A 20,856-nucleotide genomic window follows, 5' to 3' on the forward strand; every position below is an offset into this window, starting at 1 on the left:
GGCCGCTTCCCGCGCGGGTGCGCTGTGCCGTGCGGATGGACGGACGACGGCGGCGAGGAGCGCCCGAGATCCAGGGGCGCGGGGAACTGCGCGGGCAACCACAGCGCACCGCGCGAGACAGCGCGCCTCCAGCGGAACGCACCCGTACAGGGGCCGCGGGGAAAAACGGAACGGCCCCGCGAACCGGAGGGGTTCGCGGGGCCGTCGCCGGAACTGACTAGTCGCTGCTCTGGAGGATGGCGATCAACCGCAGGAACTCCATGTAGATCCACACGAGCGTCAGCGTCATGCCGAACGCGGCCAGCCACGCCTCCTCGCGAGGCGCACCGTACGCGATGCCGTCCTCGACCTGCTTGAAGTCGATGGCCAGGAACGCCGCACCGAGCAGGACACCGACGATGCCCATGATGATGCCGAGCGTGCCACTGCGGAAGCCGAGGCCGTCACCGCCGCCGAACACCGCGAACAGCAGGTTCACGGCCATCAGCAGCATGAAGCCGAGCGCCGCCGCCATCACGAAGCCGTAGAAGCGGCGGTTGACGCGGATCCAGCCGGCCTTGTAGGCGACGAGGACCGCGGCGAAGACCGCCATCGTGCCGATCACGGCCTGCATCGCCGCACCGCTCGCGATGCGGTTGTCCACGATGCTGGAGATGACGCCGAGGAAGACGCCTTCCAGGGCCGCGTACGTCACGATCAGCGCGGGCGACGCCTTGCGCTTGAAGGACTGGACGAGGCCCAGCACCATCGCGGCGAGACCCGCGACGACGGCGACCCCGATGGACCGCGCGATGTTCGCGTCGTCCACGGGCAGCAGCGCCCAGGCCAGTGCGGCCGTGACGATGAGAATGCCGAGGGTCGTCCCCGTGCGCATGATGACGTCGTCCATCGTCATGCGTCCGGTGCCGGCCGGGGCCGACGAGCCGGTGCCCTGGAGGCCGTCCGGCTGGGCGTAAGGGTTCTGGGCGTACGGGTTCGTGGGCGCGGGGGCGCCCTGCGCGTACGGGTTGCCCTGGGTCTGGACGGCGGGTCCCCCGGCCTGCGGCGCGGCGTTGAACCCCGCGTAGCCGTTGTCGCGGCTGAACCCCCGACGCGAGAAGACCGGGTTACTGCTCCTCATTTCACTCCTCCATGGCCGCGCTGCGCGGCCTTGGCCTCAAGAGTAATGTGCGGGCAAAGCATCTCCCCTAGTGCCTAGGGAGGATCTTTCCCCTTCCGTTACGGAAGAACGCCCGGCCGTAGCCGTGTGTTCCCGCACGCTCACCTGTGCTTACCGTTCCCTCTTCAGTTTCCCGCGCCGCCCCGTTTCTCACCCGCGTCCCCGGTCCCGTCGGCGCGCCGAGGGGTCGCGTTCGTCACATGTGCGCCCCCGCGGCACCCGCGCCCCGTCCCGGGCGGCCACGGCCGTTCGACGCCACTCTCACCGACCGGGTGCCCACCCGCCACCGGACTCCCCCGTCCGGGGCGTCGGGCACCGTCCGCTGATCATTCCCGTAGGGCCGGAGTGAATTCCGCGGATTTCCGCGCCGCCGAAACACCGGCCCGGCGGTTCGTCACCGGCCCGGGGAAATGGCTCCGCCGGAGTGCCCCGCTTTCGGGTCCGGGAGAATCGCCCCCATGTCCGACACCAAGGCCGCCTCCCGCACCCTGCCCGCCCCGGCGACGGCGGCGCCCGGTCCCGGTGTCCACCCGCCGCGGCCGACCCTGCGGCGGGCCGCGCCCGCGCTGCTCGCCTACGCCGCGGTGCGGCTGACCGGCCTCGCGCTCCTCGCGGTGGTCTCGGCCGCCACGGACGGGGACGGGCTGCACCGGCTGAGCGGCCGTTGGGACGCCGTCTGGTACCAGCGGATCGCCGAGAACGGCTACGGGTACGAGGTCCGGCTCGCGGACGGCTCGGTCCACTCCGACCTGGCGTTCTTCCCGCTGCTGCCCACCCTGGAGCGGGGCCTGTCCGCCGTGCTCCCGCTGGACGTCGCGGGCGCGGGCCTCCTGGTGTCGTGGCTCGCCTCGCTGGTGGCCGCCTGGGGCATCTACGCCGTCGGCGCGCGGGCGTACGGGCCTCGGGCGGGCGTCCTGCTGGCCGCGCTGTGGGGGGCGTACCCGACCGCGTTCGTGCAGTCCATGGCGTACACCGAGACGCTGTTCACGGCGCTCGCGGCCTGGGCGCTGTACGCCGTCCTGACCGACCGCTGGATCACGGCCGGGCTGCTGTGCGCGGGGGCCGGGCTCACCCGGCCGACCGCGGCGGCGCTGATCGCGGCGATCGGGGTCACCGCACTGTGGCGGCTGGTGACCGCGTACCGCGCGGGCGAGCCGTTGCGCGGGCACGCGGGGATGATCGCCGGGGTCTGTCTGGCCCCGCTGGGCTGGCTGGCGTACATCGTCTTCGTCGCGGTGCACGAGGGCCGACCGTTCGCGTACTTCGACGTGCAGGCGGGGTGGAACAACCGGATCGACGGGGGCGTGGCGCTCGCCTCGTTCGTGGTGGAGCAGTTCGGCCGCAACGTCCTCGCGGGTCTCGGACTGTGCGCGGCCTTCGGCCTCCTCTTCTGGGCGGGGTGGCTGTGCCTGCGCCAACGGCAACCGCTCCCGGTCGTCGTCTACGGCACCGCGGTCGTGGTGATCTCCCTGATCGGGTCCGGGTACTTCGGCTCCAGGCCCCGGCTGATGATGCCGGCGTTCCCCCTGCTGCTCCCGGCGGCGGTGGCCCTCGCGGGGGTGCGGCGCGGGGCCCTGGCGGGGGTGGTCGTGGGTGCGGCGGCACTCGCCTCCGGTGCGTACGGCGCCTTCACCCTGCTCGGCCCCGGCCCCCCGTGAGCCGCCACCACGGGAACGGGCGGACGCCGCGTTCACCGCGGTCGCTCAGCGGCGGCGGGCAACTCGGCCCACACGCACTTCCCCCGACTCAGCCGGTCCACACCCCATCGACCACCGCACAGCGCGGCCACGATCGACAGTCCTCGCCCTGACTCGTCACCCGGGTCAGCGACGAACGACCGCGGTACCCGTCGCGACCGGTCCGCTACGGCGATCCGTACGCAGCGTTCGTCGCGCCGGGTCACGGTCAGTCGAACCGAACCGACCCCTGTGTGGACGACGGCGTTCGACACGAGCTCGGTGACCACCAGCCACGCCGTGTCCTCCACCGCGTCCGCCCCCCAGGCTCGAAGAGCCGAGGAGACCAGACCCCGTGCGACCCTCGCTGACTGCGGCGCCCTCGGTAGCGAGTGGGTGAACGCGGTCCTGTCGGCCGCTGGGCGCACGGGTGGGGCGGTCCCCCGGTCCTTGAGGGGCACCACGCACGTGACGATCAGGAGCCGACGCGGTGCCGTGCCGCCCCTCGATGTGTGGGTGCGCGCTGCCGCGTCCGGCGCCAGCTCCCGCCGCCTACTGTCCATGATCGTCTCCCTGAAGATGAGCTCTTGCAGCAAGGAGAACGCGTCCTTCGCCTAGCAGGCTTGCCCGTATGCAGCACACGCTGTCGTGATGCACGAGCTGCATACGGACTCGAACCGAAGTCACTACCTTGGGTATCCATGGGACGACCCCCTGCCACCGCATCCCGGGATCGGAGCATGGAGCAGACACCCCGTCACCGCAGCAACGGCCAGGCCATCAGAACCGCACGCCGAGAGCGTGGATGGACTCAGCGGCAGCTCGCGGACATGTGTGGATATAGCCAATCCACTGTCAGTCGCTTGGAGCGCGGACGCCAGTCAGCCAAGGACATGGACGTGCTCTCGATGGTCGCCGACCGGCTCGGCATCTCCCCGACCCTCCTCGGACTCGCGGGGAACGGCCCCTACGGTCACCGTGCAGACACCACTCGTCCGATGAACCGGCGTCAGCTCCTCGGCACGGCCGCCAGCTTGGGCCTGCCGCCGTCCGGCGACAGCTCGCGCCGTCGTCCCCTGAACCCTGCCGTCGTCGCTCATCTCCGCAGTCTCCGTGCCACCCTCGTCCAGTCCGACAGCCTCTACGGCCCGCACTGCGTCATCGGGGCGGTACGAGACCACCTCGCCGTGATCGAGGAACAGGTCCTCCCCTCGGCCTCGGGGCGCCTCCGCGCCGGTGTCCTCCGGACAGCCTCCGAATGGGCCGAGTTCGCCGGCTGGCTCCACGAGGACCTCGGGCAGCCGGAGGTGGGACTGTGGTGGTCCGACCGCGCCATGGAATGGGCACAGGAGGCGGACGACCCTGCGCTTCAAGCATTCGTCCTGATGCGCAAAGCCCAGCAGTCCGTCGGCCTGAACCAGCGACAGCGGGCCATCGGCTTGGCCTCGGCCGCACTGCGCGTCCGAGGCGATGTACCGGAACGCGTCCGGGCCTCCGCACACATTCAGCGGGCCCACGGCCATGCCCTGGCCGGCGACAGCACCGAGGCGGCCCACGCCATAGCGACCGCACACGAACTCGCCGCGGGAACCCGGGCCACCCGGGCTGACCAACTCGGAGGATTTTGCGTCCCCGCATACGTCGAGGCCCAAAGGGCAGCGTGCCAGCTACTCCTAGGCCATCCCGCCGAGGCAGTGGCGTCCTACCAACGAGCTTTGGATCACTGGCCCGGCAGCTACCAGCGGGAGCGGGGACTCCATCTCGCACGACTCGCCACCGCACACGCCGCCGACCGATCACCCGACGCAGCATGCGCTACCGCCGTGGAGGCACTGGAGATCATGCGCGAGACCGATTCGCGGCGCACGACGGCAGAACTGCGACGGGTCGTCACCGCCCTCACTCCGTGGCGGACCACCGGCGCGGTGCGGGGACTCGTCGAAGCGGTCGCAGCGATCTGACCTAGGCTCGCGCCTACCGAATCCCCGTGGGAGGGCCCGTGCGCAGCAGCGAGTTGGTCGGCACCGACGAATGGCACACCGTCGACGGACGGCCGTACGTCGTCTACAAGTACGCGGCCACTCTGGACGGGCGCATCGCCGCGGTGGACGGCACCAGTCAGTGGATCACCAGTGCGGAATCCCGTGCCGAGGTGCACGCGCTGCGGTCGGCGTGCGGGGCGACGGTGGTCGGCTCGGGCACGCAGCAGGCCGACGACCCCCACCTCGCGGTGCGTTCGGTGCGGGACGACCCAGGTCTGCGGGTGGCCGTGCCGGTCGAGGAACAGCCTTGGCGGGTGATCGTCGACACCCGTGCCCGTACGCCGGCCGACGCACGGGTGCTGGACGGGGCCGCGCCCACGCTGATCGCCGTCGCCGAGGACGCCGAGGCCACCCATCTGTGTGGCCTCGCCACGGTCGTGCGGCTGCCGCGTGCCGCGCGGGGAGGCGGTCTCGACCTGACGGCACTGCTAGGGGAGCTCCGGGACCGCGACGTACGGGGTGTGTTCCTGGAAGGCGGTCCGACACTCGCCGCGTCGTTCGTCTCCGCCGGGTTGGTCGACCGGATCATCGCCTACGTCGCGCCTGCGCTCCTCGGGCGCGGCAAGAGTGGACTCGAAGGCGGGACGATCGACACCATGGACGACATCCTCCGTTGCGAACTGCTGGACGTGGCCCGCTCCGGCCCCGACGTGCGGCTGGTCGCCCGGCCCGCACGCGCGCGGCGCTGAGTGCCGGGCGAAGTGGTCTGCCGTCGGCGGAGCACCCGCGGCGTTCCCCACCCCCGTGAAGGAGTCGTGCCCACCAGCCCGCTCGGCTGGTGGGGCGATCGTGTGAAGATCGGTGCCCGGAACCGGACTTGAACCGGTACGCCCCGCGCGGGGCAGCGAGGTTTAAGCTCGCCGTGTCTGCATTCCACCATCCGGGCTCAGGGCCATGGCTCCGTGACCAGGGGTCCGAGCCTAGCCGGACGGGTAGCCCGAACAGCCGAACCGAAGCCCGATGTTGTCTGATTTTATTGAGGTCTGAGGGAGCATCAGACACCGGGGCCCTCCCGTCCGCACCCAAAGATTGCCCTCATCCGTCGGCTCCCATGCCGAGCGTGAAATGACGGGAATTCACCGTCGGTGTAGGGGGTCGTTCAGTCGTTCGCGTGGGTTTCGGCCATCGCCCGGGGCGAAACGTCAACCCAACTCCTGCGCACACCACCCACACGAGTTGTCCGCGCCGTCTTCACCAAGCCACCGCACGCTGCCGCACGCCCCCGCGCACCGTCGCACACCGGCGCGTGGTGACCGCCGTCGGCGCTCGGAGGGGCGCGTGGGTGGCCGTCTCGCTCTGGCCCCCGTCAACGTGCCGGAGCCGTCACCACTCGCGCGCCTCGACCAGCCGCTCCGGATCGGCGTCCTCGAAGCCGTAGCACCCGGCCACGAGGAAGAACGCTTCGGAGATCTCCTCGCGCGCGACGGTCTCCAGTTCGCTGCCCTCCGCCTCGAACACCGACTCCAGGTCGTTGAACTCCTCCGTCGCGACGGCGGTGAGGGCGTACAACGCGGTCAGGTCCGCGGGGCGTTCGGACTCGATCCGCTCGCACAGCCGCAGCAGGACGGCGAGGCCCCGGTCGACCAGGTGGTCGGGGAAGTAGGCGTCGGTGTACATCCCGCCCAACAGCGCGGAGTCGGCGACAAGCGCGGCGACCCTCTCGTTGGCGACCTTCTCGTTGGTGACCGGCACGGCGGTCCCCCCTCTGCTCGGTGGTGCGCGCACGCACCGGGTGATGCACCGGGCGACCCGCGGAGCGCGCCGCTCCGGCTGCCCGGCACGGCACCACTGTGCACCGGGCCACTGACAGCCGCCCCGCCCCACCGGCACTGATGCCCGGGCCCGCCGCACCGCGGCGGCGGGCCCGGTCGCAGACGGGGGTCATCCCCAGGTATGACTCCGGGCGGTCCGGTGCGACCAAGGGTTGTCACCGGAACCGGAACAGCGGCTGACGCCACGGCCCGGATCGGCGGACAGGATGGAAGACGTCCCACCCCGAACCGACAGGGAGTGCCCTCCGTGACCACCACCTCCATCGCAGACCGCGCCACGGGTGTGGCCGCCCGCGCCACGAACCTGAGCAAGGTCTACGGCCAGGACGAGACCAAGGTGGTCGCGCTCGACCACGTCACGGTCGACTTCCACCAGGGCCAGTTCACCGCGATCATGGGCCCCTCCGGTTCCGGGAAGTCGACGCTGATGCACTGCGTCGCCGGGCTCGACAGCTTCAGCAGCGGCTCCGTCCGGATAGGCGAGACCGAGCTGAGCACGCTCAAGGACAAGCAGCTCACCCAGCTCCGCCGGGACAAGATCGGCTTCATCTTCCAGGCGTTCAACCTGCTGCCGACCCTGACGGCCCTGGAGAACATCACGCTCCCGATGGACATCGCCGGCCGCAAGCCGGACCAGCAGTGGGTGAACGCGGTCATCGACATGATCGGTCTGCGGGCCCGCCTCGGGCACCGCCCCACCCAGCTCTCCGGCGGTCAGCAGCAGCGCGTGGCCGTGGCCCGCGCCCTCGCCTCCCGGCCGGAGATCATCTTCGGTGACGAGCCGACCGGAAACCTCGACTCGCGCTCCGGCGCCGAGGTCCTCGGCTTCCTGCGCAACTCGGTGCGCGAGCTGGGGCAGACCGTCGTCATGGTCACCCACGACGCCGTCGCCGCCTCCTACGCGGACCGGGTGATCTTCCTCGCCGACGGACGGATCGTCGACGAGATCCACGCCCCCACGGCCGATGCCGTGCTCGACCGGATGAAGGCGTTCGACGCCAAGGGCCGCGTCAGCTGACCCACCGGGCTCCCCCGTCGCACCGCCCCGCAGCCCGGCCGCCCGTCGTACCGCCGTATCCCGCGGCCCTCACCCCAGGACTTCACTCATGTTCCGTACCGCCTTGCGCAACGTACTCGCGCACAAGGCCAGGCTGCTGATGACCGTGCTCGCCGTCACGCTCGGCGTCGCCTTCGTCTCCGGCACCCTGGTCTTCACCGACACCCTCGGCAAAGCCTTCAGCAGCCAGTCCGCCAAGAGCTACGACGACATCGCCGTGGTCGTCGCGGGCCCGGAGAAGGACGGCCAGCGGCTCGGCATCCCCGCGGGCACCCTCACCAAGGTGCAGGGCGTGGACGGGGTCGACGAGGTCACCGGCCGGGTCTCCGGCTTCGCCGGGGTCGCCGACGAGGACGGCAAGCTGCTCGGCGTCGGCTGGTCCAACACCGGGCGCAACTTCGCCCCCGACGAGAGCGGCAAGGACGCGGCGTTCGACTTCGTCCGGGGCGAGGGTCCCGCGCAGGACGGACAGATCGCCCTCGACAAGACCACCGCCGACAAGGGCGGCTACGCGGTCGGGGACACCGTGCGGGTCGCGACGACCGGAACGGTCCAGGAGTACGACCTCGCCGGCATCTTCACCACCGACGACGGTCAGGTGAGCGCGGGCGGCAGCCTCGTCCTGTTCGACACGTCCGTCGCCCAGGAGCAGTACCTGCGCCCCGGCCACTTCGAGAGCTTCACCGTGGCCGCGAAGTCCGGCGCCTCGGCGCAGCAGATCCTCGACGAGGTCAAGCCGCTGCTGCCCGAGGGCTCCAAGGCGAAGACCGCCGAGAAGGCGGCGGCCGACGAGGCCAAGATGATCAAGGACTCGATGAAGAACATGAACACGATGCTGCTGGCCTTCGCCGGCATCGCGCTGTTCGTGGGCATCTTCCTGATCGCCAACACCTTCACCATGCTGGTCGCCCAGCGCACCCGCGAACTGGCCCTGATGCGCGCCGTCGGCGCCTCCCGGCCGCAGGTCAAGCGCTCCGTGATCATGGAAGCCCTGTTCGTCGGCACGATCGCCTCGCTCATCGGCTTCGGCGTGGGCCTCGGGCTCGCCACCGGGCTGCGCTCCACGCTGAACGCCCTGGACATGAAGATCCCGGACGGTCCGCTGGTCGTCTCCGCCGCCGCGGTGCTGTCCGCGCTGGGCGTCGGCATCGCGGTCACCGTGCTCGCCGCCTGGCTGCCCGCCCGCCGCGCCGCGAAGATCCCGCCGGTCGCCGCGATGAGCAGCGTCCACGCGGTCGCCTCCGGCAAGTCCCTGCTGGTGCGGAACATCATCGGCGCCGTCCTCGCCGGTGCGGGCGCCCTCGCGATCACCGCGGGCGCGGCCCAGGGCAGCACCGGTCGCATGCTCATCGCCGTGGGCGCCTTCCTGACGCTCATCGGCTTCATCATCCTGATCCCGCAGCTCGCCCGCCCGGTGATCGCGGTGTTCCGCCCGCTGCTGACCAGGGCCTTCGGGGTCTCCGGGAAGCTCGCCGCGCAGAACGCCGTCCGCAACCCGCGCCGTACCGGTGCCACCGCCTCCGCGCTCGCCATCGGTCTGACCCTGGTCACCGGACTGACCGTGATCGGCGCCTCGATCGGCCAGGCGATCGACCGCACCACCACCGACCAGGTGCGCGGTGACTTCCGGATCTCCATGTCCAGCATGCACCCGTTGGACGACTCCTCGCTCGCATTGCTGGAGAAGGCCAAGGGCATCGAGGCCCTGTCGCCCCAGGAGGCGATCCAGGTGCGGGTCGAGGGCAAGGAGCGCCACGCCTCCGCGGTGACCGCGGACGGGGTCGACGAGGTCTACCACCTGCCCGTCGTGAACGGTTCGTTCGACGGGCTCGGCAAGGGGCAGATCGCCGTCGCCGAGAAGACAGCGGACAAGCAGGGCTGGAAGGCCGGCGACACGATCCCCGTCACCTTCGAGGGCAACGGCAAGAAGGACACGCAGCAGCTCACGATCGCCGCGGTCTTCGAGGACAACGACTTCGTCTCGCCCTACCTCCTGCCCCGCGAACTGGCCACCCCGTACCTGACGCAGTCCGCCATCCAGGAGATCTGGGTCAAGATGCAGGGCGGCACCACCGAGGCCAACGAGAAGGCCCTGGTGGACGCCCTCGGCAACAACCCGGGCATGAAGATCCAGGACCAGAAGGAGTTCCGCGACGAGATCGGCGGCATGATCAACATGATGCTGAACATCATGTACGGGCTGCTGGGAATGGCCCTGATCATCGCGATCCTCGGCGTCATCAACACCCTGGCCATGTCGGTGTTCGAGCGTCAGCAGGAGATCGGCATGCTGCGGGCCATCGGCCTCGACCGGCGGCGCGTGAAGCGGATGATCCGGCTGGAGGCGATCGTGATCTCGCTCTTCGGCGCCACCGTCGGCATCGCCCTCGGCTCCTTCCTCGGCTGGGCCATCGGCGAGACGGTCAAGGGCGAAATCCCGGGCTACGAGTTGGTCCTCCCGGGCGGACGGATCGTCCTCTTCCTGGCCCTGGCCGCGCTGGTCGGCGTGCTGGCCGCGATGTGGCCGGCGCGCAGCGCCGCCCGGCTGAACATGCTGACGGCCATCAAGACGGAGTAGCCCGCCCCGGGGCACCCCCCTCCCGCGGCGGCTGTTCCAGGGCCCCGGTACCGGTTTCCCGGTACCGGGGCCCTCCCGCACGCCCGTGACCCCCGGCGCGGGGAGTCCGGTCTCAGGGCACGGCGGGGGCGAACTCCCCGCCGGTCGGGCGTTCCGTCCAGATGCGGATGCGCAGCGGGAGACCGGACGCGCCGGACTGAGGGGTGCGCACCGCGAGGATCTGGTTGACGCCGATCCGGTTGCGCTCGAAGGACAGCGCGGACGCGGCCATGTAGAGCCGCCACACCCGGGCCCGCCCCGGGGAGACCAGCCGCAGGGCCCGCTCCCAGCCGGACTCCAGATTGGCCACCCAGCGGCGCAGGGTGAGGGCGTAGTGCTCGCGGATCGACTCCAGGTCCCGGACCTCGAAGCCGGCCCGTTCCAGGGCGCTCACCGTGGTGCCGACCGGTGCCAACTCACCGTCCGGGAAGACGTAGGCGTCGATGAACTCGTCCACCCGGTACGTCGTCTCGTCGTGCTGCGGACGGCGGGCGATCTGGTGGTTCAGCAGCCGCCCGCCGGGCCGCAGCAGGGCGTACAGGTCACGCGCGTACTCCAGGTACAGGTCCGCGCCGACGTGTTCGGCCATCCCGATGGACGAGATCGCGTCGAACGGCCCGTCCCGGACGTCCCGGTAGTCCTGGACGCGGATCTCCACCCGGTCGGCCAGCCCCTCCTCCGCGACCCGCTTGCGGGCGTACGCGGCCTGCTCCTGCGACAGGGTGATGCCGACGACCGTGGCCCCGTGCTCGCGCGCCGCGTGCAGCGCCATGGAGCCCCAGCCGCAGCCCACGTCCAGGAGTCTGGTGCCGGGGCGCAGGTCGAGTTTGCGCGCGACCAGTTCGAGCTTGTCCCGCTGGGCGTCCTCCAGGGTGCGGGCGCGCCCCGGGGCCGGGACGTCCCAGTACGCGCACGAGTAGACCATCGCCGGGCCGAGGACCAGCTCGTAGAAGTCGTTGCCGACGTCGTAGTGGTGGCTGATGGCCTGTTCGTCGCTGCGGCGGGTGTGCAGGTGGAGCCGGCCGGAGCGGTGGCGCTCCTCGTGCGGGGGCGACGGGGGCGGGAGGGGGCGGGCCAGGACGGCGAAGGTGCGGGCCGCCGAGCGGAAGGACGGGTCGCGCAGCGCGTCCAGCAGGCCGGGCGCCCGTTCGTCGCGGTCCCACAGGACGCCGGACAGCCGGTCCAGGGCCTCGTACAGGTCGCCCTCGACATCGATGTCCCCGGCGACCCAGGCCCGGGCGAGGCCCAGCTCCCCCGGCTTCCACAACAGCCGGCGCAGGGCCTTGCGGTGACGGATCACCAAGGTGGGGGCGGGGGTGGCGTCCTGGTCGGTTCCCGTGGCCGGCGGGCCGGACTCCGAGCCGTCCCAGGCACGGATGCGGAGCGGGAACGGGGCTCCCAACAGGCGTTGCGCGAGGTTCTGGAGCTGACGGGCAGCGTGCTGCATCGCGATGTCCTTACGTGGCGGGGCCTGGTGATGGTCCATCACCACGTAAACACCGGGTCGGGGGCCGTACAGTCCCGTCGTGGGGTCGTGCGGGTCGGTTTTTCGCCAGCACCCTCCGGGTGGCGGAATCCGTTCGACGGGGCCCCGCCGAGTGGCGCTGCGGGCACCGACACGGGTCCGCGGGCCGCGGCAGCCGTGGGCCCGGCCGGGTACGACTGTGGGGCCGTCCGCACCACGGATGGCGGACGGCCCCACAGTCGTACACGAGCAAGGAGCGACCAGCGGGTCAGGCGCTGAGCTTCTCCTGCTTCTCCTGCTTCGCCACGGGCGGCGGAGTCGGCTTCGCGGCCTCGTAGAACTCCTCGCGCGGCGTCTCGATCGCACCGAGCGAGACGACCTCGCGCTTGAGGAACATGCCGAGGGTCCAGTCGGCGAAGACCCGGATCTTGCGGTTCCAGGTCGGCATGGCCATGCCGTGGTAGCCACGGTGCATGTACCAGGCGAGCCGGCCGCGCAGCTTGATCTTGAACTTGCCCATGACGATCATGGCCACGCCCTTGTGCAGGCCGAGGCCCGCGACCGCGCCCTTGTTGGCGTGGCTGTACTCCTTCTGCGGGAAGCCCCGCATGCCGGAGATGACGTTGTCGCCGAGGAGCTTGGCCTGGCGCAGCGCGTGCTGGGCGTTGGGCGGGCACCAGGCGTTCGGGTTCCCGGCCTTGCGCGCGGCGACGTCGGGCACCTGCGCGTTGTCGCCGGCGGACCAGATGTAGTCGCTGCCCTGCACCTGGAGCGTGGTCTGGGTGTCCACGTGGCCGCGCGGGCCGAGCGGCAGGCCGTAGTGGGCGAGCGCGGGGTTGGGCTTCACGCCGGCGGTCCACACGATGGTGTGGGACTCGACCTCAAGGCCGTTCTTCAGCACCACGTGGCCGTCGACGCAGGACTCCATCGAGGTGTTGAGGTAGATCTCCACCCCGCGGCCCTCAAGGTGCTCCTTGCCGTACTTGCCGAGCTTGGGTCCCACCTCGGGCAGGATCTTGTCGGCGGCGTCGACGAGGATGAACCGCATGTCCTCGCGGGAGACGCTGGTGTAGTACTTGGCCGCGTCCCGGGCCATGTCCTCGACCTCGCCGATGGTCTCCGCGCCGGCGAAGCCGCCGCCGACGAAGACGAAGGTGAGCGCCTTGCGGCGGACCTCCTCGTCGGTCGTGGAGTCGGCCTTGTCGAGCTGCTCCAGGATGTGGTTGCGCAGGCCGATGGCCTCCTCGACGCCCTTCATCCCGATGCCCTGCTCCGCGAGACCCGGGATCGGGAACGTCCGGGAGACGGCACCGAGGGCGATCACCAGGTAGTCGAAGGGCAGTTCGTACGCGTCACCGACGAGCGGCGCCACGGTCGCGACCTTGCGGTCCTGGTCGATGGTGGTGACCCGACCGGTGAGGACCTCCGCCTTGGGGAGCACGCGCCGCAGCGGGACGACGACGTGCCGCGGGGAGATGCTGCCGGCGGCGGTTTCGGGGAGGAAGGGCTGGTACGTCATGTACGAGCGCGGGTCGACGACCGTGACCGTCGCCTCTCCGTACCGCATCTTCTTGAGGATGCGGCTCGCCGCGTACAGACCTACGTACCCACCGCCTACTACGAGGATCCTGGGACGCTCCGTGGTGCTCATGGCATCGAGTATCCACCCGCCACGGAGGGGTACTTAGTGCGCCCCTTCACAAGGATCACTGCCCCCTCTGCTATAGTGCCCGACCCGCGTGACGGAGGTCATGCGCGCCGGGGGGAACCCTGCGCCTCCTCGGTACGTTGGGTCACCCCTGTCAATACCGCCTGAGCTGCACTATCGACCCCTCGACCCGGCACCGCGACCCCCTTGATCCGGACCCGTGCCACACGCCGGGAACACCCCACAGTCACCCGACTCGGGACCTTGGACCCATAAGCAGGGGTCTTGGGGGCCTCCAGGGCGCCCGCCAGGGGTTTTTTCCTTGTGAAGAACTTCACGAACTTTCTCGCAGAGGGTGGCCGGAACGCTTCGGGACGGCGCGTTCACGGCCCCCGGACGACCCCCGAACGGCCCGCCGCGACCTCGACCGCCGACCCCGACCGGTGACCCCGACCGGTGACCTCGACCGGCGATCCGTCGGCGCGGGTGAACCGGGGCGCCCCAGAGGCGAACGAGGAAGAGCCATTCGCTGCTCATTCGTCACGCAATACTCTTCGCTTTGCTTGAAGATGCTCATAAGTGCCGGTTATCGTGCAACTTCGCGCATCCATTGCGCCCGGATGCATGGCCGGCCCTCTCTAAGGAGCGCTCCCGTATGCCCACCACAGCGCCGTCCCGCACCACGACCGGGGGTCGCCATGCCTGACGGGACCGACCGACACGACTGCGTCATCGCCCTGGACGTCGGCGGGACGAGCATGAAGGGAGCCCTGCTCGGCCGCGACCTGGAGGTGCTGGACACCGTCCGCCGGGCCACGCCCCGCGCCTCGGGCCGGGATGCGGTGGTCGCCGAGATCACCGCCGTGCTGCGGACCCTGGAGGCCCGTGCCACCACGCACGGCATGGCCGTGCACGGCGCCGGGGTGGTGGTTCCCGGCATCGTCGACGAGGAGAGCCGGACCGCCGTCTACTCGGCCAACCTCGGCTGGCGCGACCTGCCCCTCGGGGACCTACTCGAAGGAGCCCTGGGCCTCCCGGTGGCCCTGGGGCACGACGTGCGGGCCGGCGGAGTCGCCGAATGCCGTCTCGGTGCGGCCCGGGGCGCTCGGGACGCCTGGTTCGTGCCCATCGGCACCGGGATCGCCGCGGCCGTCATCTGCGACGGCCGGCCGCTGCGTGCCGGTGGCTACCTGGGCGAACTCGGCCACGTCCTGGCCGAGCCCGGGGGGAAGCCCTGCGGGTGCGGCGCCCGGGGGTGCCTGGAGACGATCTCCTCGGCCGCTGCGGTCGCCGCGGCGTACGGCGCCCGCTCCGGGCGCCGGGTCGAGGGCGCCGCGGCGGTGGCGGCACTGCTGGAACGCGACGACCCCGACGCCCGGGTGGTGTGGGACCGGGCCGTCGACGCGCTCGCCGCGGCACTAACGACGGTCACGACGCTGTTCGCACCCCAGGTCATCGTGGTGGGCGGCGGCCTCGCCGAAGCCGGTGGGTTGCTGCTCGACCCGCTGCGGTCCGCCGTCGCCCGACGGCTGACCTTCCAGCGGCGACCCGAACTGGTGCTCGCCGCGCTCGGCGACCTAGCGGGGTGCCTGGGTGCCGGCCTCGCCGCCTGGGACACGAAGGACGGCGGGGCGCCGGCCCGGCAGTCCGAGGAGACCCCGTCGAGCGTGGCGTCATGATCCTCACGGTCACGCTCAACGCCGCGCTCGACGTCACGTACCAGGTCGACGCCCTGGTCCCGAACAGCTCGCACCGCGTCAACACGTCGTTCGCCCGCGCGGGGGGCAAGGGGGTCAACGTCGCCCGCGTCCTGTCCGGGCTGGGCGTCCCCGCCGTCGTGACCGGCCTCGTGGGCGGCCCGACCGGCCGGGCGATCCGGGACGACCTCCGCGCCGCGCGGCTGCCCGACGAACTCGTCCCCATGCCGGGGGACTCGCGCCGCACGGTGACGGTGGTCTCCGCGGAGGACGGCGACGCCACCGTCTTCAACCAGACCGGCCCCGGCGTCGACGCGGAGACCTGGGAGCACTTCACCGCACGGTTCACCCGGCTCGTCCGCGACGCCCGGGTGGTCGTCCTCTCCGGAAGCCTCCCGCCCGGACTGCCCTCCGACGCGTACGGACGACTCGTCCGCCTGTCCGCCGCGGCGGGCGCCGAAACGATCCTGGACACCAGCGGAGGCCCGCTCCTCGCGGCCCTGACGGCACGTCCGACCGTCGTCAAGCCCAATGCCGCGGAGATCGCCGAGGTCACCGGAGACGCCGACCCCCGGTCCGCGGCTGCGAGCCTGCGGAGCCTCGGTCCCCGGTGCGTGGTGGCGTCGCTCGGCCCGGACGGTCTCCACGCCGTCACCCCCGAGGGGAGCTGGCGGGCCGTTCCCCCACGGAAGTTGGCGGGCAACCCGACCGGAGCCGGGGACGCCTGCGTGGCGGCGATCGCCGCCGGACTCCTCGCCGGTGAGCCGTGGCCGGCCGTCCTGCGCGAGGCGGTGGCCCTCTCGGCAGCCGCCGTTCCCTGCCCGCTGGCCGGCGACTTCGACGCCGCCCTCTACGAGCGGTTCCGCCGCACGGTCCCCGTGGAGGGCCTCGGAGCCGCCACCGGCCCCTGACCGGAACGCCCGCCGCGGTGGGCGTTCGCGGTGACGGCGATCCCCGGGAAGGGATCGCCGTCACCGCGGAGGGAACTACGCGCCCGGAACGTCGCGGAACGTCCTCCACGCGACCAGGGACGAACGGAACCACACCCAGCCCCGTCGTTCCCAGGCCACGGGCTGCACCGCCAAGCGGTCCGCGTAGTCGTCCCAGACGGTGGCCCCGGACGCGGCCCACGCCTTCTCACCGACGCCGGCGAGGCGGGGCAGCAGCAGGAACTCCAACTCGTCGCGGTCCTCGACCGTCTCGCACCACACGGCCGCCTCCACCCCGGCGAGTCCCGCGTCGTCGTCGACCTGCGGAGTCTCGTCGACCGGGTCCCACTCGACGAACTCCCGCAAGGTGACCGCCGGGTAGTACTGGAGGCCGACCCGACTGCGCAACGGGTCCTGTGCGAGGTCCGTGGAGGGCTCGCCGTGCGGGCGGTCCAGATAGAGCCGGGTGGAGGGCGAGGCCAGGATCGGGGCACCCTTCGAGACGGCCCGGGGAACGTCGTCGAGGGCGGTGGTCAACGCCTGCGTGATCAGGGGCAGCAGATCGGCCGGCACCGCTCCCGCGAGGGGCCCCTCGGGAGACGTCAGCGTCCCGTCCGCCAAGTGGCCCCGTACGGACTCCGGCTCGATCCAGTACTGGACGAGGTCGTCCGGGCCGACCCCCGCGCGCGCGATCTCCTGCCAGCCCACCACCCGCCGACCGTGCCGTTTGACCGCCGCCATCGCGTGGTCGACGAAACGCGCATGCGCCTCGTCCGCCATGCCGAAGGTCTCGTCACCCCCGCCCCGATGTGGACGAACGCACTGGGCGCAGCGGCAGATCCGGGCCATCAGCCGGCTCGACGCCATGCGCATCCTGACCGCACTCACGGCGCTCGGCGACGACCCGTACCGTGAGGACGCCGACATCAAGAAGCTTGCCGGCCCTTCAGGTCTCTACCGGCTCCGAGTCGGCAACTTCAGGGTCGCGTACCAGGTCAACGACGGTGAGCTCGTCGTTCTCGTCGTCAAGGTGGGTGACCGGCGGAACGTCTACCGCAACCTCTAGCGTCCCGCCACCTACCCGCCGAGCGCCGCATGGAACGCGATGCCGTCCAGGATGTCGTGTTCGCTGACGACGACCTCGTCCGCGCCGATGCGCTCCATGAGCGCGAGCAGCACCAGCGCACCGGCGCCGATCACGTCGACGCGCCCGGGGTGCAGCACCGGTATCGCCGCGCGCTCGGCGTGCGTGGACGTCAGCAGGCGCTCGGTGATCTCCCGGACCCGTGTGTACGGGACGCGGGCGTGGTGGATCGCGGCGGAGTCGTACTCCGGCAGGTCCAGGGCGATGGCGGCGACCGTCGTCACCGAACCGGCGAGGCCGACCAGGGTGCGGGCCCCGCGCAGCGGAACCGTCTGCTCCGCGAGGTCGAGCGCGGCTTCGACGTCCGCGCGGATCGCCGCCACCTGCGCCGCGGTCGGCGGGTCGGTGACCGTGCCGTCCTGGACGAGGTGACGTTCCGTCATCCGGACGCAGCCGACGTCCACCGAGCGGGCCGCCCGTACGTGCTCCTCGCCGACGACGAACTCCGTGGAGCCGCCGCCGATGTCCACCACGAGGTACGGCTTCGCCAGGTCGGTGCGGCCGGACAGCTCACGGGTGGCGCCGGTGAACGAGAACTCCGCCTCCTGGTCGCCCGTGATCACCTCCGGCTCGACGCCCAGGATGTCCAGGACGCCGCGGACGAACGCGTCGCGGTTCTCCGCGTCGCGGCTCGCCGAGGTCGCCACGAAGCGCAGCCGCTCGGCGCCGTGCTCCTTGATCACCGCCGCGTACTCGCGGCACGCGGCGAAGGTCCGCTCCAGCGCCTCGGGGGCGAGACGGCCGGTGCGGTCCACGCCCTGGCCGAGGCGGACGATCGTCATCCGGCGGTCGAGGTCGACCAGCGTGCCCGTCACCGGGTCCACGTCGGCGACCAGCAGCCGGATCGAGTTGGTGCCGCAGTCGATCGCGGCCACCCGGGTCACCGCTGGCCCCCGGCGACCGGCTCGGGCGCTGCGGCGGTGTCCGTCACGGGCGTCACGCAGGGGCCCTTGCGCCACCACTCGGGCAGCATCTCGATGGCCTCGTCACCCAGCGGGTTCACTCCGGGGCCGGCCGCCAGCGAGTGGGCGACCAGGACGTGCAGGCACTTCACCCGGTCGGGCATCCCGCCCGCGCTGGGGAAGCCCGTCAGCTCCTCGATCTCGTCGCGGCGCCGGACGTAGTCCTCGTGCGCGGCCCGGTAGGCGGCGGCCAGCTCCGGGTCGGTGGCGAGGCGCTCCGTCATCTCCTTCATCACGCCGCTGGCCTCCAGCGTGCCGATCGCCGAGTTGGCGCGCGGGCACGTCAGGTAGTAGAGCGTCGGGAAGGGGGTGCCGTCGGGCAGCCTCGGTGCCGTCTCCACGACGTCCGGCAGGCCGCAGGGGCAGCGGTGCGCGATGGCGCGCAGACCGCGCGGGGGCCGTCCGAGCTGCTCCTTGAAGGCGGCGACGTCGGTGTCGGTCGGCTCGGTGCGCGGGGTGGTCGGCGGAGGGGTGTGCATGCCTGGGGCTGTGTCTTTCCGTATCGGGCGCTCCCCCGGGGGTTCCCGGGGCGTCGGGCGTCGGGTGGGGTCAGGGGGACGGGGCGGGGGCCCCGTCGGCCCGGTCGAGGGCGCCCCAGAGGGTGGTGTACCAGGCGCGGTCGGCGGAGCCCCGGTCGGCCCGGTGCTCCTCGTCCGCGCGCGGGTCGACCACCGTGTAGCCGATCTCGCCGGGCATCACGTAGTGCAGCCGCTCCCTTATGCGCTGCTCGGCGTAGGCGTCGTCCCGCCAGCGGGCCTTGTCGTCCCGGAGCTGTTCGACGCGGGCCCGGGCCTCTTCCTGTTCGCGGAGCTGGTCGGCGATGTCGGCGCGCTGCGAGACGTACTGCCGCATCGGGAAGGCCAGCGCGACGATCAGCGAGCACAAGACCAGGGTCAGCAGGGCGGCCCGGCCGGTGAGGCGGGAGCGGCGGGCCTGGCGGCGGGTCTGGGAGCGGTAGACGCGGGCGGCGGTCTGCTCGCCGAGCACCCGCAACCTGGTCGCGGTCGAGAACCGGTCCCGGTCCTTGACGGCCATCTCTCGGCCTCCCCGTCACTCCCGTGATGTGCGTACGTCCCCGCACACGGTACGGGACCGGGTGCGGGGACGTCCCGCAGCCACCGCGTCCGGCCCTCGGGTCGGGGGCCGGACGGGGTGGTCGTGCGTGTCGTGCGATCAGCCCTTGAACCGCGGGAAGGCGCTGCGGCCCGCGTACACGGCGGCGTCGTCGAGGATCTCCTCGATGCGCAGGAGCTGGTTGTACTTGGCGACGCGCTCGGAGCGGGCCGGGGCTCCGGTCTTGATCTGGCCGCAGTTGGTGGCGACGGCGAGGTCGGCGATGGTGACGTCCTCGGTCTCGCCGGAGCGGTGGCTCATCATGCACTTGAAGCCGCTGCGCTGGGCCAGCTCCACGGCGTCCAGGGTCTCGGTCAGCGAACCGATCTGGTTGACCTTGACGAGCAGGGCGTTCGCGGAGTTCTCCTCGATGCCGCGGGCCAGGCGCTCCGGGTTGGTGACGAACAGGTCGTCGCCGACCAGCTGCACCCGGTCGCCGAGGCGCGCGGTGATGCCGTTCCAGCCCGCCCAGTCGTCCTCGAACAGCGGGTCCTCGATGGAGACGAGGGGGTACGCGTCGACGAGCTCGGCGTAGTAGTCCGTCATCTCGGCGGCGGTGCGCTCCTTGCCCTCGAAGAGGTACACGCCGTCCTTGTAAAACTCAGAGGCGGCGACGTCGAGCGCCAGGGCGACCTGCTGGCCGGGGACGTAACCGGCTTCCTTGATCGCTTCGAGGATCAGGTCCAGGGCCTCGCGGTTGGAGCCGAGGTTCGGGGCGAAGCCGCCCTCGTCGCCGAGGCCGGTGGCGAGGCCCTTCGACTTCAGGACCTTCTTGAGGGTGTGGTAGACCTCGGTGCCCCAGCGCAGGGCCTCGGAGAAGGACTCGGCGCCGATCGGCGCGATCATGAACTCCTGGATGTCCACGTTGGAGTCGGCGTGCGAGCCGCCGTTCAGGATGTTCATCATCGGCACCGGCAGGAGGTGCGCGTTGGGGCCGCCCAGGTAGCGGAACAGCGGCAGGTCGCTGGCCTCGGAGGCGGCGTGCGCGACGGCGAGCGAGACGCCGAGGATGGCGTTGGCGCCGAGCGAGGACTTGTCCGGGGTGGCGTCCAGGTCGAACATGGCCTGGTCGATCAGGCGCTGCTCGGTGGCGTCGTAACCGACGAGCTCCGGGCCGATCTGCTCGATGACCGCGAGGACGGCCTTCTCTACGCCCTTGCCGCCGTAGCGGTTGGCGTCACCGTCACGCAGCTCCAGGGCCTCGAAGGCACCCGTGGAGGCGCCGGACGGTACGGCGGCACGGCCGGTGCTGCCGTCATCGAGGCCCACCTCGACCTCGACCGTGGGATTGCCTCGGGAGTCCAGGATTTCCCGGGCTACGACGACGTCGATGGACGGCACGAGCATCTCCTTCTGGGATGTGACGCAGTGATGCGGGGCCGGTGGCCCCGCCGCCCCTGAGCCTAACGGCCCCCGGGGCTTCGGCCACCCGGCCACCCGGCTCGTGGACAAACGGAAACCAAATTGTTCCGTCGGCAAACAAATGTGCTCGGGGTGCTACACCTGAGCCCCGACGCGTTCGGGGCGCAACGCGTCCCCGGCCGGCCGGGGACGCACCGCCGCCCCGGTGCACGG

Annotated in this window: 19 protein-coding genes and 1 tRNA gene; 9 read left to right on the forward strand and 11 right to left on the reverse strand. The window is 71.6% G+C overall.

From position 1 onward, the window contains the following. Positions 1-217: 217 nt before the first annotated feature. Positions 218-1,120, reverse strand: a complete 903-nt coding sequence (locus ACFWIA_RS00545) for a Bax inhibitor-1/YccA family protein (RefSeq protein WP_386998883.1) — start codon at positions 1,118-1,120, stop codon at positions 218-220. Between the two features lie 497 nt (positions 1,121-1,617). Between ACFWIA_RS00545 and ACFWIA_RS00550 the strand changes: the two genes are divergently transcribed. Further along, positions 1,618-2,817 carry a glycosyltransferase family 39 protein gene (locus ACFWIA_RS00550; protein WP_386998885.1) on the forward strand — a complete coding sequence of 400 codons (1,200 nt, stop codon included), beginning with the start codon at positions 1,618-1,620 and terminating at the stop codon, positions 2,815-2,817. A gap of 32 nt (positions 2,818-2,849) precedes the next feature. Here the strand turns inward: ACFWIA_RS00550 and ACFWIA_RS00555 are convergent, their stop codons facing one another. Further along, the gene (locus ACFWIA_RS00555) at positions 2,850-3,299 is read right to left on the reverse strand and encodes an ATP-binding protein (protein WP_386999180.1); all 450 of its coding nucleotides are present in this window, start codon (positions 3,297-3,299) and stop codon (positions 2,850-2,852) included. Between the two features lie 4 nt (positions 3,300-3,303). Between ACFWIA_RS00555 and ACFWIA_RS00560 the strand changes: the two genes are divergently transcribed. From ACFWIA_RS00560 to ACFWIA_RS00570, 3 genes are all read left to right on the forward strand, one after another. Then, positions 3,304-3,453: a hypothetical protein gene (locus ACFWIA_RS00560; protein WP_386999196.1), complete on the forward strand. Its 150-nt coding sequence runs from the start codon at positions 3,304-3,306 to the stop codon at positions 3,451-3,453. Positions 3,454-3,575: 122 nt separating this feature from the next. Then, positions 3,576-4,796, forward strand: a complete 1,221-nt coding sequence (locus tag ACFWIA_RS00565; protein WP_386998887.1) for a helix-turn-helix domain-containing protein — start codon at positions 3,576-3,578, stop codon at positions 4,794-4,796. A gap of 38 nt (positions 4,797-4,834) precedes the next feature. Continuing rightward, positions 4,835-5,566 carry a RibD family protein gene (locus ACFWIA_RS00570; protein ID WP_386998889.1) on the forward strand — a complete coding sequence of 244 codons (732 nt, stop codon included), beginning with the start codon at positions 4,835-4,837 and terminating at the stop codon, positions 5,564-5,566. A 113-nt stretch (positions 5,567-5,679) separates the two neighbouring features. Here the strand turns inward: ACFWIA_RS00570 and ACFWIA_RS00575 are convergent. Together ACFWIA_RS00575 and ACFWIA_RS00580 are read right to left on the reverse strand one after the other, a co-directional pair. Further along, a tRNA-Leu gene (locus ACFWIA_RS00575) sits at positions 5,680-5,763 on the reverse strand. Positions 5,764-6,200: 437 nt separating this feature from the next. Further along, complete coding sequence (locus ACFWIA_RS00580; RefSeq protein WP_386998891.1) at positions 6,201-6,569, reverse strand: DUF5713 family protein; 369 nt, start codon at positions 6,567-6,569, stop codon at positions 6,201-6,203. Positions 6,570-6,896: 327 nt separating this feature from the next. Between ACFWIA_RS00580 and ACFWIA_RS00585 the strand changes: the two genes are divergently transcribed. Then, on the forward strand, positions 6,897-7,667 hold the full coding sequence (locus tag ACFWIA_RS00585) for an ABC transporter ATP-binding protein (protein WP_385486556.1): 771 nt from the start codon (positions 6,897-6,899) through the stop codon (positions 7,665-7,667). Positions 7,668-7,755: 88 nt separating this feature from the next. After that, complete coding sequence (locus ACFWIA_RS00590) at positions 7,756-10,284, forward strand: ABC transporter permease (RefSeq protein ID WP_386998894.1); 2,529 nt, start codon at positions 7,756-7,758, stop codon at positions 10,282-10,284. A 112-nt stretch (positions 10,285-10,396) separates the two neighbouring features. Here ACFWIA_RS00590 and ACFWIA_RS00595 read toward each other — a convergent pair whose 3' ends face one another. Both ACFWIA_RS00595 and ACFWIA_RS00600 read right to left on the reverse strand, forming a co-directional pair. Further along, positions 10,397-11,770 carry a class I SAM-dependent methyltransferase gene (locus ACFWIA_RS00595; protein WP_386998896.1) on the reverse strand — a complete coding sequence of 458 codons (1,374 nt, stop codon included), beginning with the start codon at positions 11,768-11,770 and terminating at the stop codon, positions 10,397-10,399. A 286-nt stretch (positions 11,771-12,056) separates the two neighbouring features. Further along, the gene (locus ACFWIA_RS00600) at positions 12,057-13,439 is read right to left on the reverse strand and encodes an NAD(P)/FAD-dependent oxidoreductase (protein WP_386998898.1); all 1,383 of its coding nucleotides are present in this window, start codon (positions 13,437-13,439) and stop codon (positions 12,057-12,059) included. 695 nt (positions 13,440-14,134) lie between these two features. Between ACFWIA_RS00600 and ACFWIA_RS00605 the strand changes: the two genes are divergently transcribed. After that, the gene (locus tag ACFWIA_RS00605; RefSeq protein WP_386998900.1) at positions 14,135-15,115 is read left to right on the forward strand and encodes an ROK family protein; all 981 of its coding nucleotides are present in this window, start codon (positions 14,135-14,137) and stop codon (positions 15,113-15,115) included. Continuing rightward, the gene (locus ACFWIA_RS00610; protein WP_386998902.1) at positions 15,112-16,044 is read left to right on the forward strand and encodes a 1-phosphofructokinase family hexose kinase; all 933 of its coding nucleotides are present in this window, start codon (positions 15,112-15,114) and stop codon (positions 16,042-16,044) included. The genes ACFWIA_RS00605 and ACFWIA_RS00610 overlap by 4 nt, the downstream gene beginning before the upstream one ends. A 75-nt stretch (positions 16,045-16,119) precedes the next feature. Here ACFWIA_RS00610 and ACFWIA_RS00615 read toward each other — a convergent pair whose 3' ends face one another. Continuing rightward, complete coding sequence (locus ACFWIA_RS00615) at positions 16,120-16,929, reverse strand: family 20 glycosylhydrolase (protein ID WP_386998904.1); 810 nt, start codon at positions 16,927-16,929, stop codon at positions 16,120-16,122. Between ACFWIA_RS00615 and ACFWIA_RS00620 the strand changes: the two genes are divergently transcribed. After that, the gene (locus ACFWIA_RS00620) at positions 16,841-17,128 is read left to right on the forward strand and encodes a type II toxin-antitoxin system RelE/ParE family toxin (RefSeq protein ID WP_386998906.1); all 288 of its coding nucleotides are present in this window, start codon (positions 16,841-16,843) and stop codon (positions 17,126-17,128) included. The two genes, ACFWIA_RS00615 and ACFWIA_RS00620, sit on opposite strands and share 89 nt — an antisense overlap. Positions 17,129-17,139: 11 nt before the next feature. Here ACFWIA_RS00620 and ACFWIA_RS00625 read toward each other — a convergent pair whose 3' ends face one another. The 4 genes from ACFWIA_RS00625 to eno form a co-directional block, all read right to left on the reverse strand. Continuing rightward, complete coding sequence (locus ACFWIA_RS00625; RefSeq protein WP_386998908.1) at positions 17,140-18,090, reverse strand: exopolyphosphatase; 951 nt, start codon at positions 18,088-18,090, stop codon at positions 17,140-17,142. Continuing rightward, positions 18,087-18,647, reverse strand: a complete 561-nt coding sequence (locus ACFWIA_RS00630; RefSeq protein ID WP_386998910.1) for a DUF501 domain-containing protein — start codon at positions 18,645-18,647, stop codon at positions 18,087-18,089. The genes ACFWIA_RS00625 and ACFWIA_RS00630 overlap by 4 nt, the downstream gene beginning before the upstream one ends. Positions 18,648-18,717: 70 nt before the next feature. After that, a complete protein-coding gene (locus ACFWIA_RS00635; RefSeq protein ID WP_386998912.1) occupies positions 18,718-19,203 on the reverse strand; it encodes a septum formation initiator family protein in 486 nt (161 codons plus the stop codon). A gap of 138 nt (positions 19,204-19,341) precedes the next feature. Then, positions 19,342-20,622: a phosphopyruvate hydratase gene (gene eno, locus ACFWIA_RS00640; protein WP_386998914.1), complete on the reverse strand. Its 1,281-nt coding sequence runs from the start codon at positions 20,620-20,622 to the stop codon at positions 19,342-19,344. Positions 20,623-20,856: the final 234 nt, after the last annotated feature.

This window comes from Streptomyces sp. NPDC127068 (assembly GCF_042724695.1).
Lineage (GTDB): Bacteria > Actinomycetota > Actinomycetes > Streptomycetales > Streptomycetaceae > Streptomyces.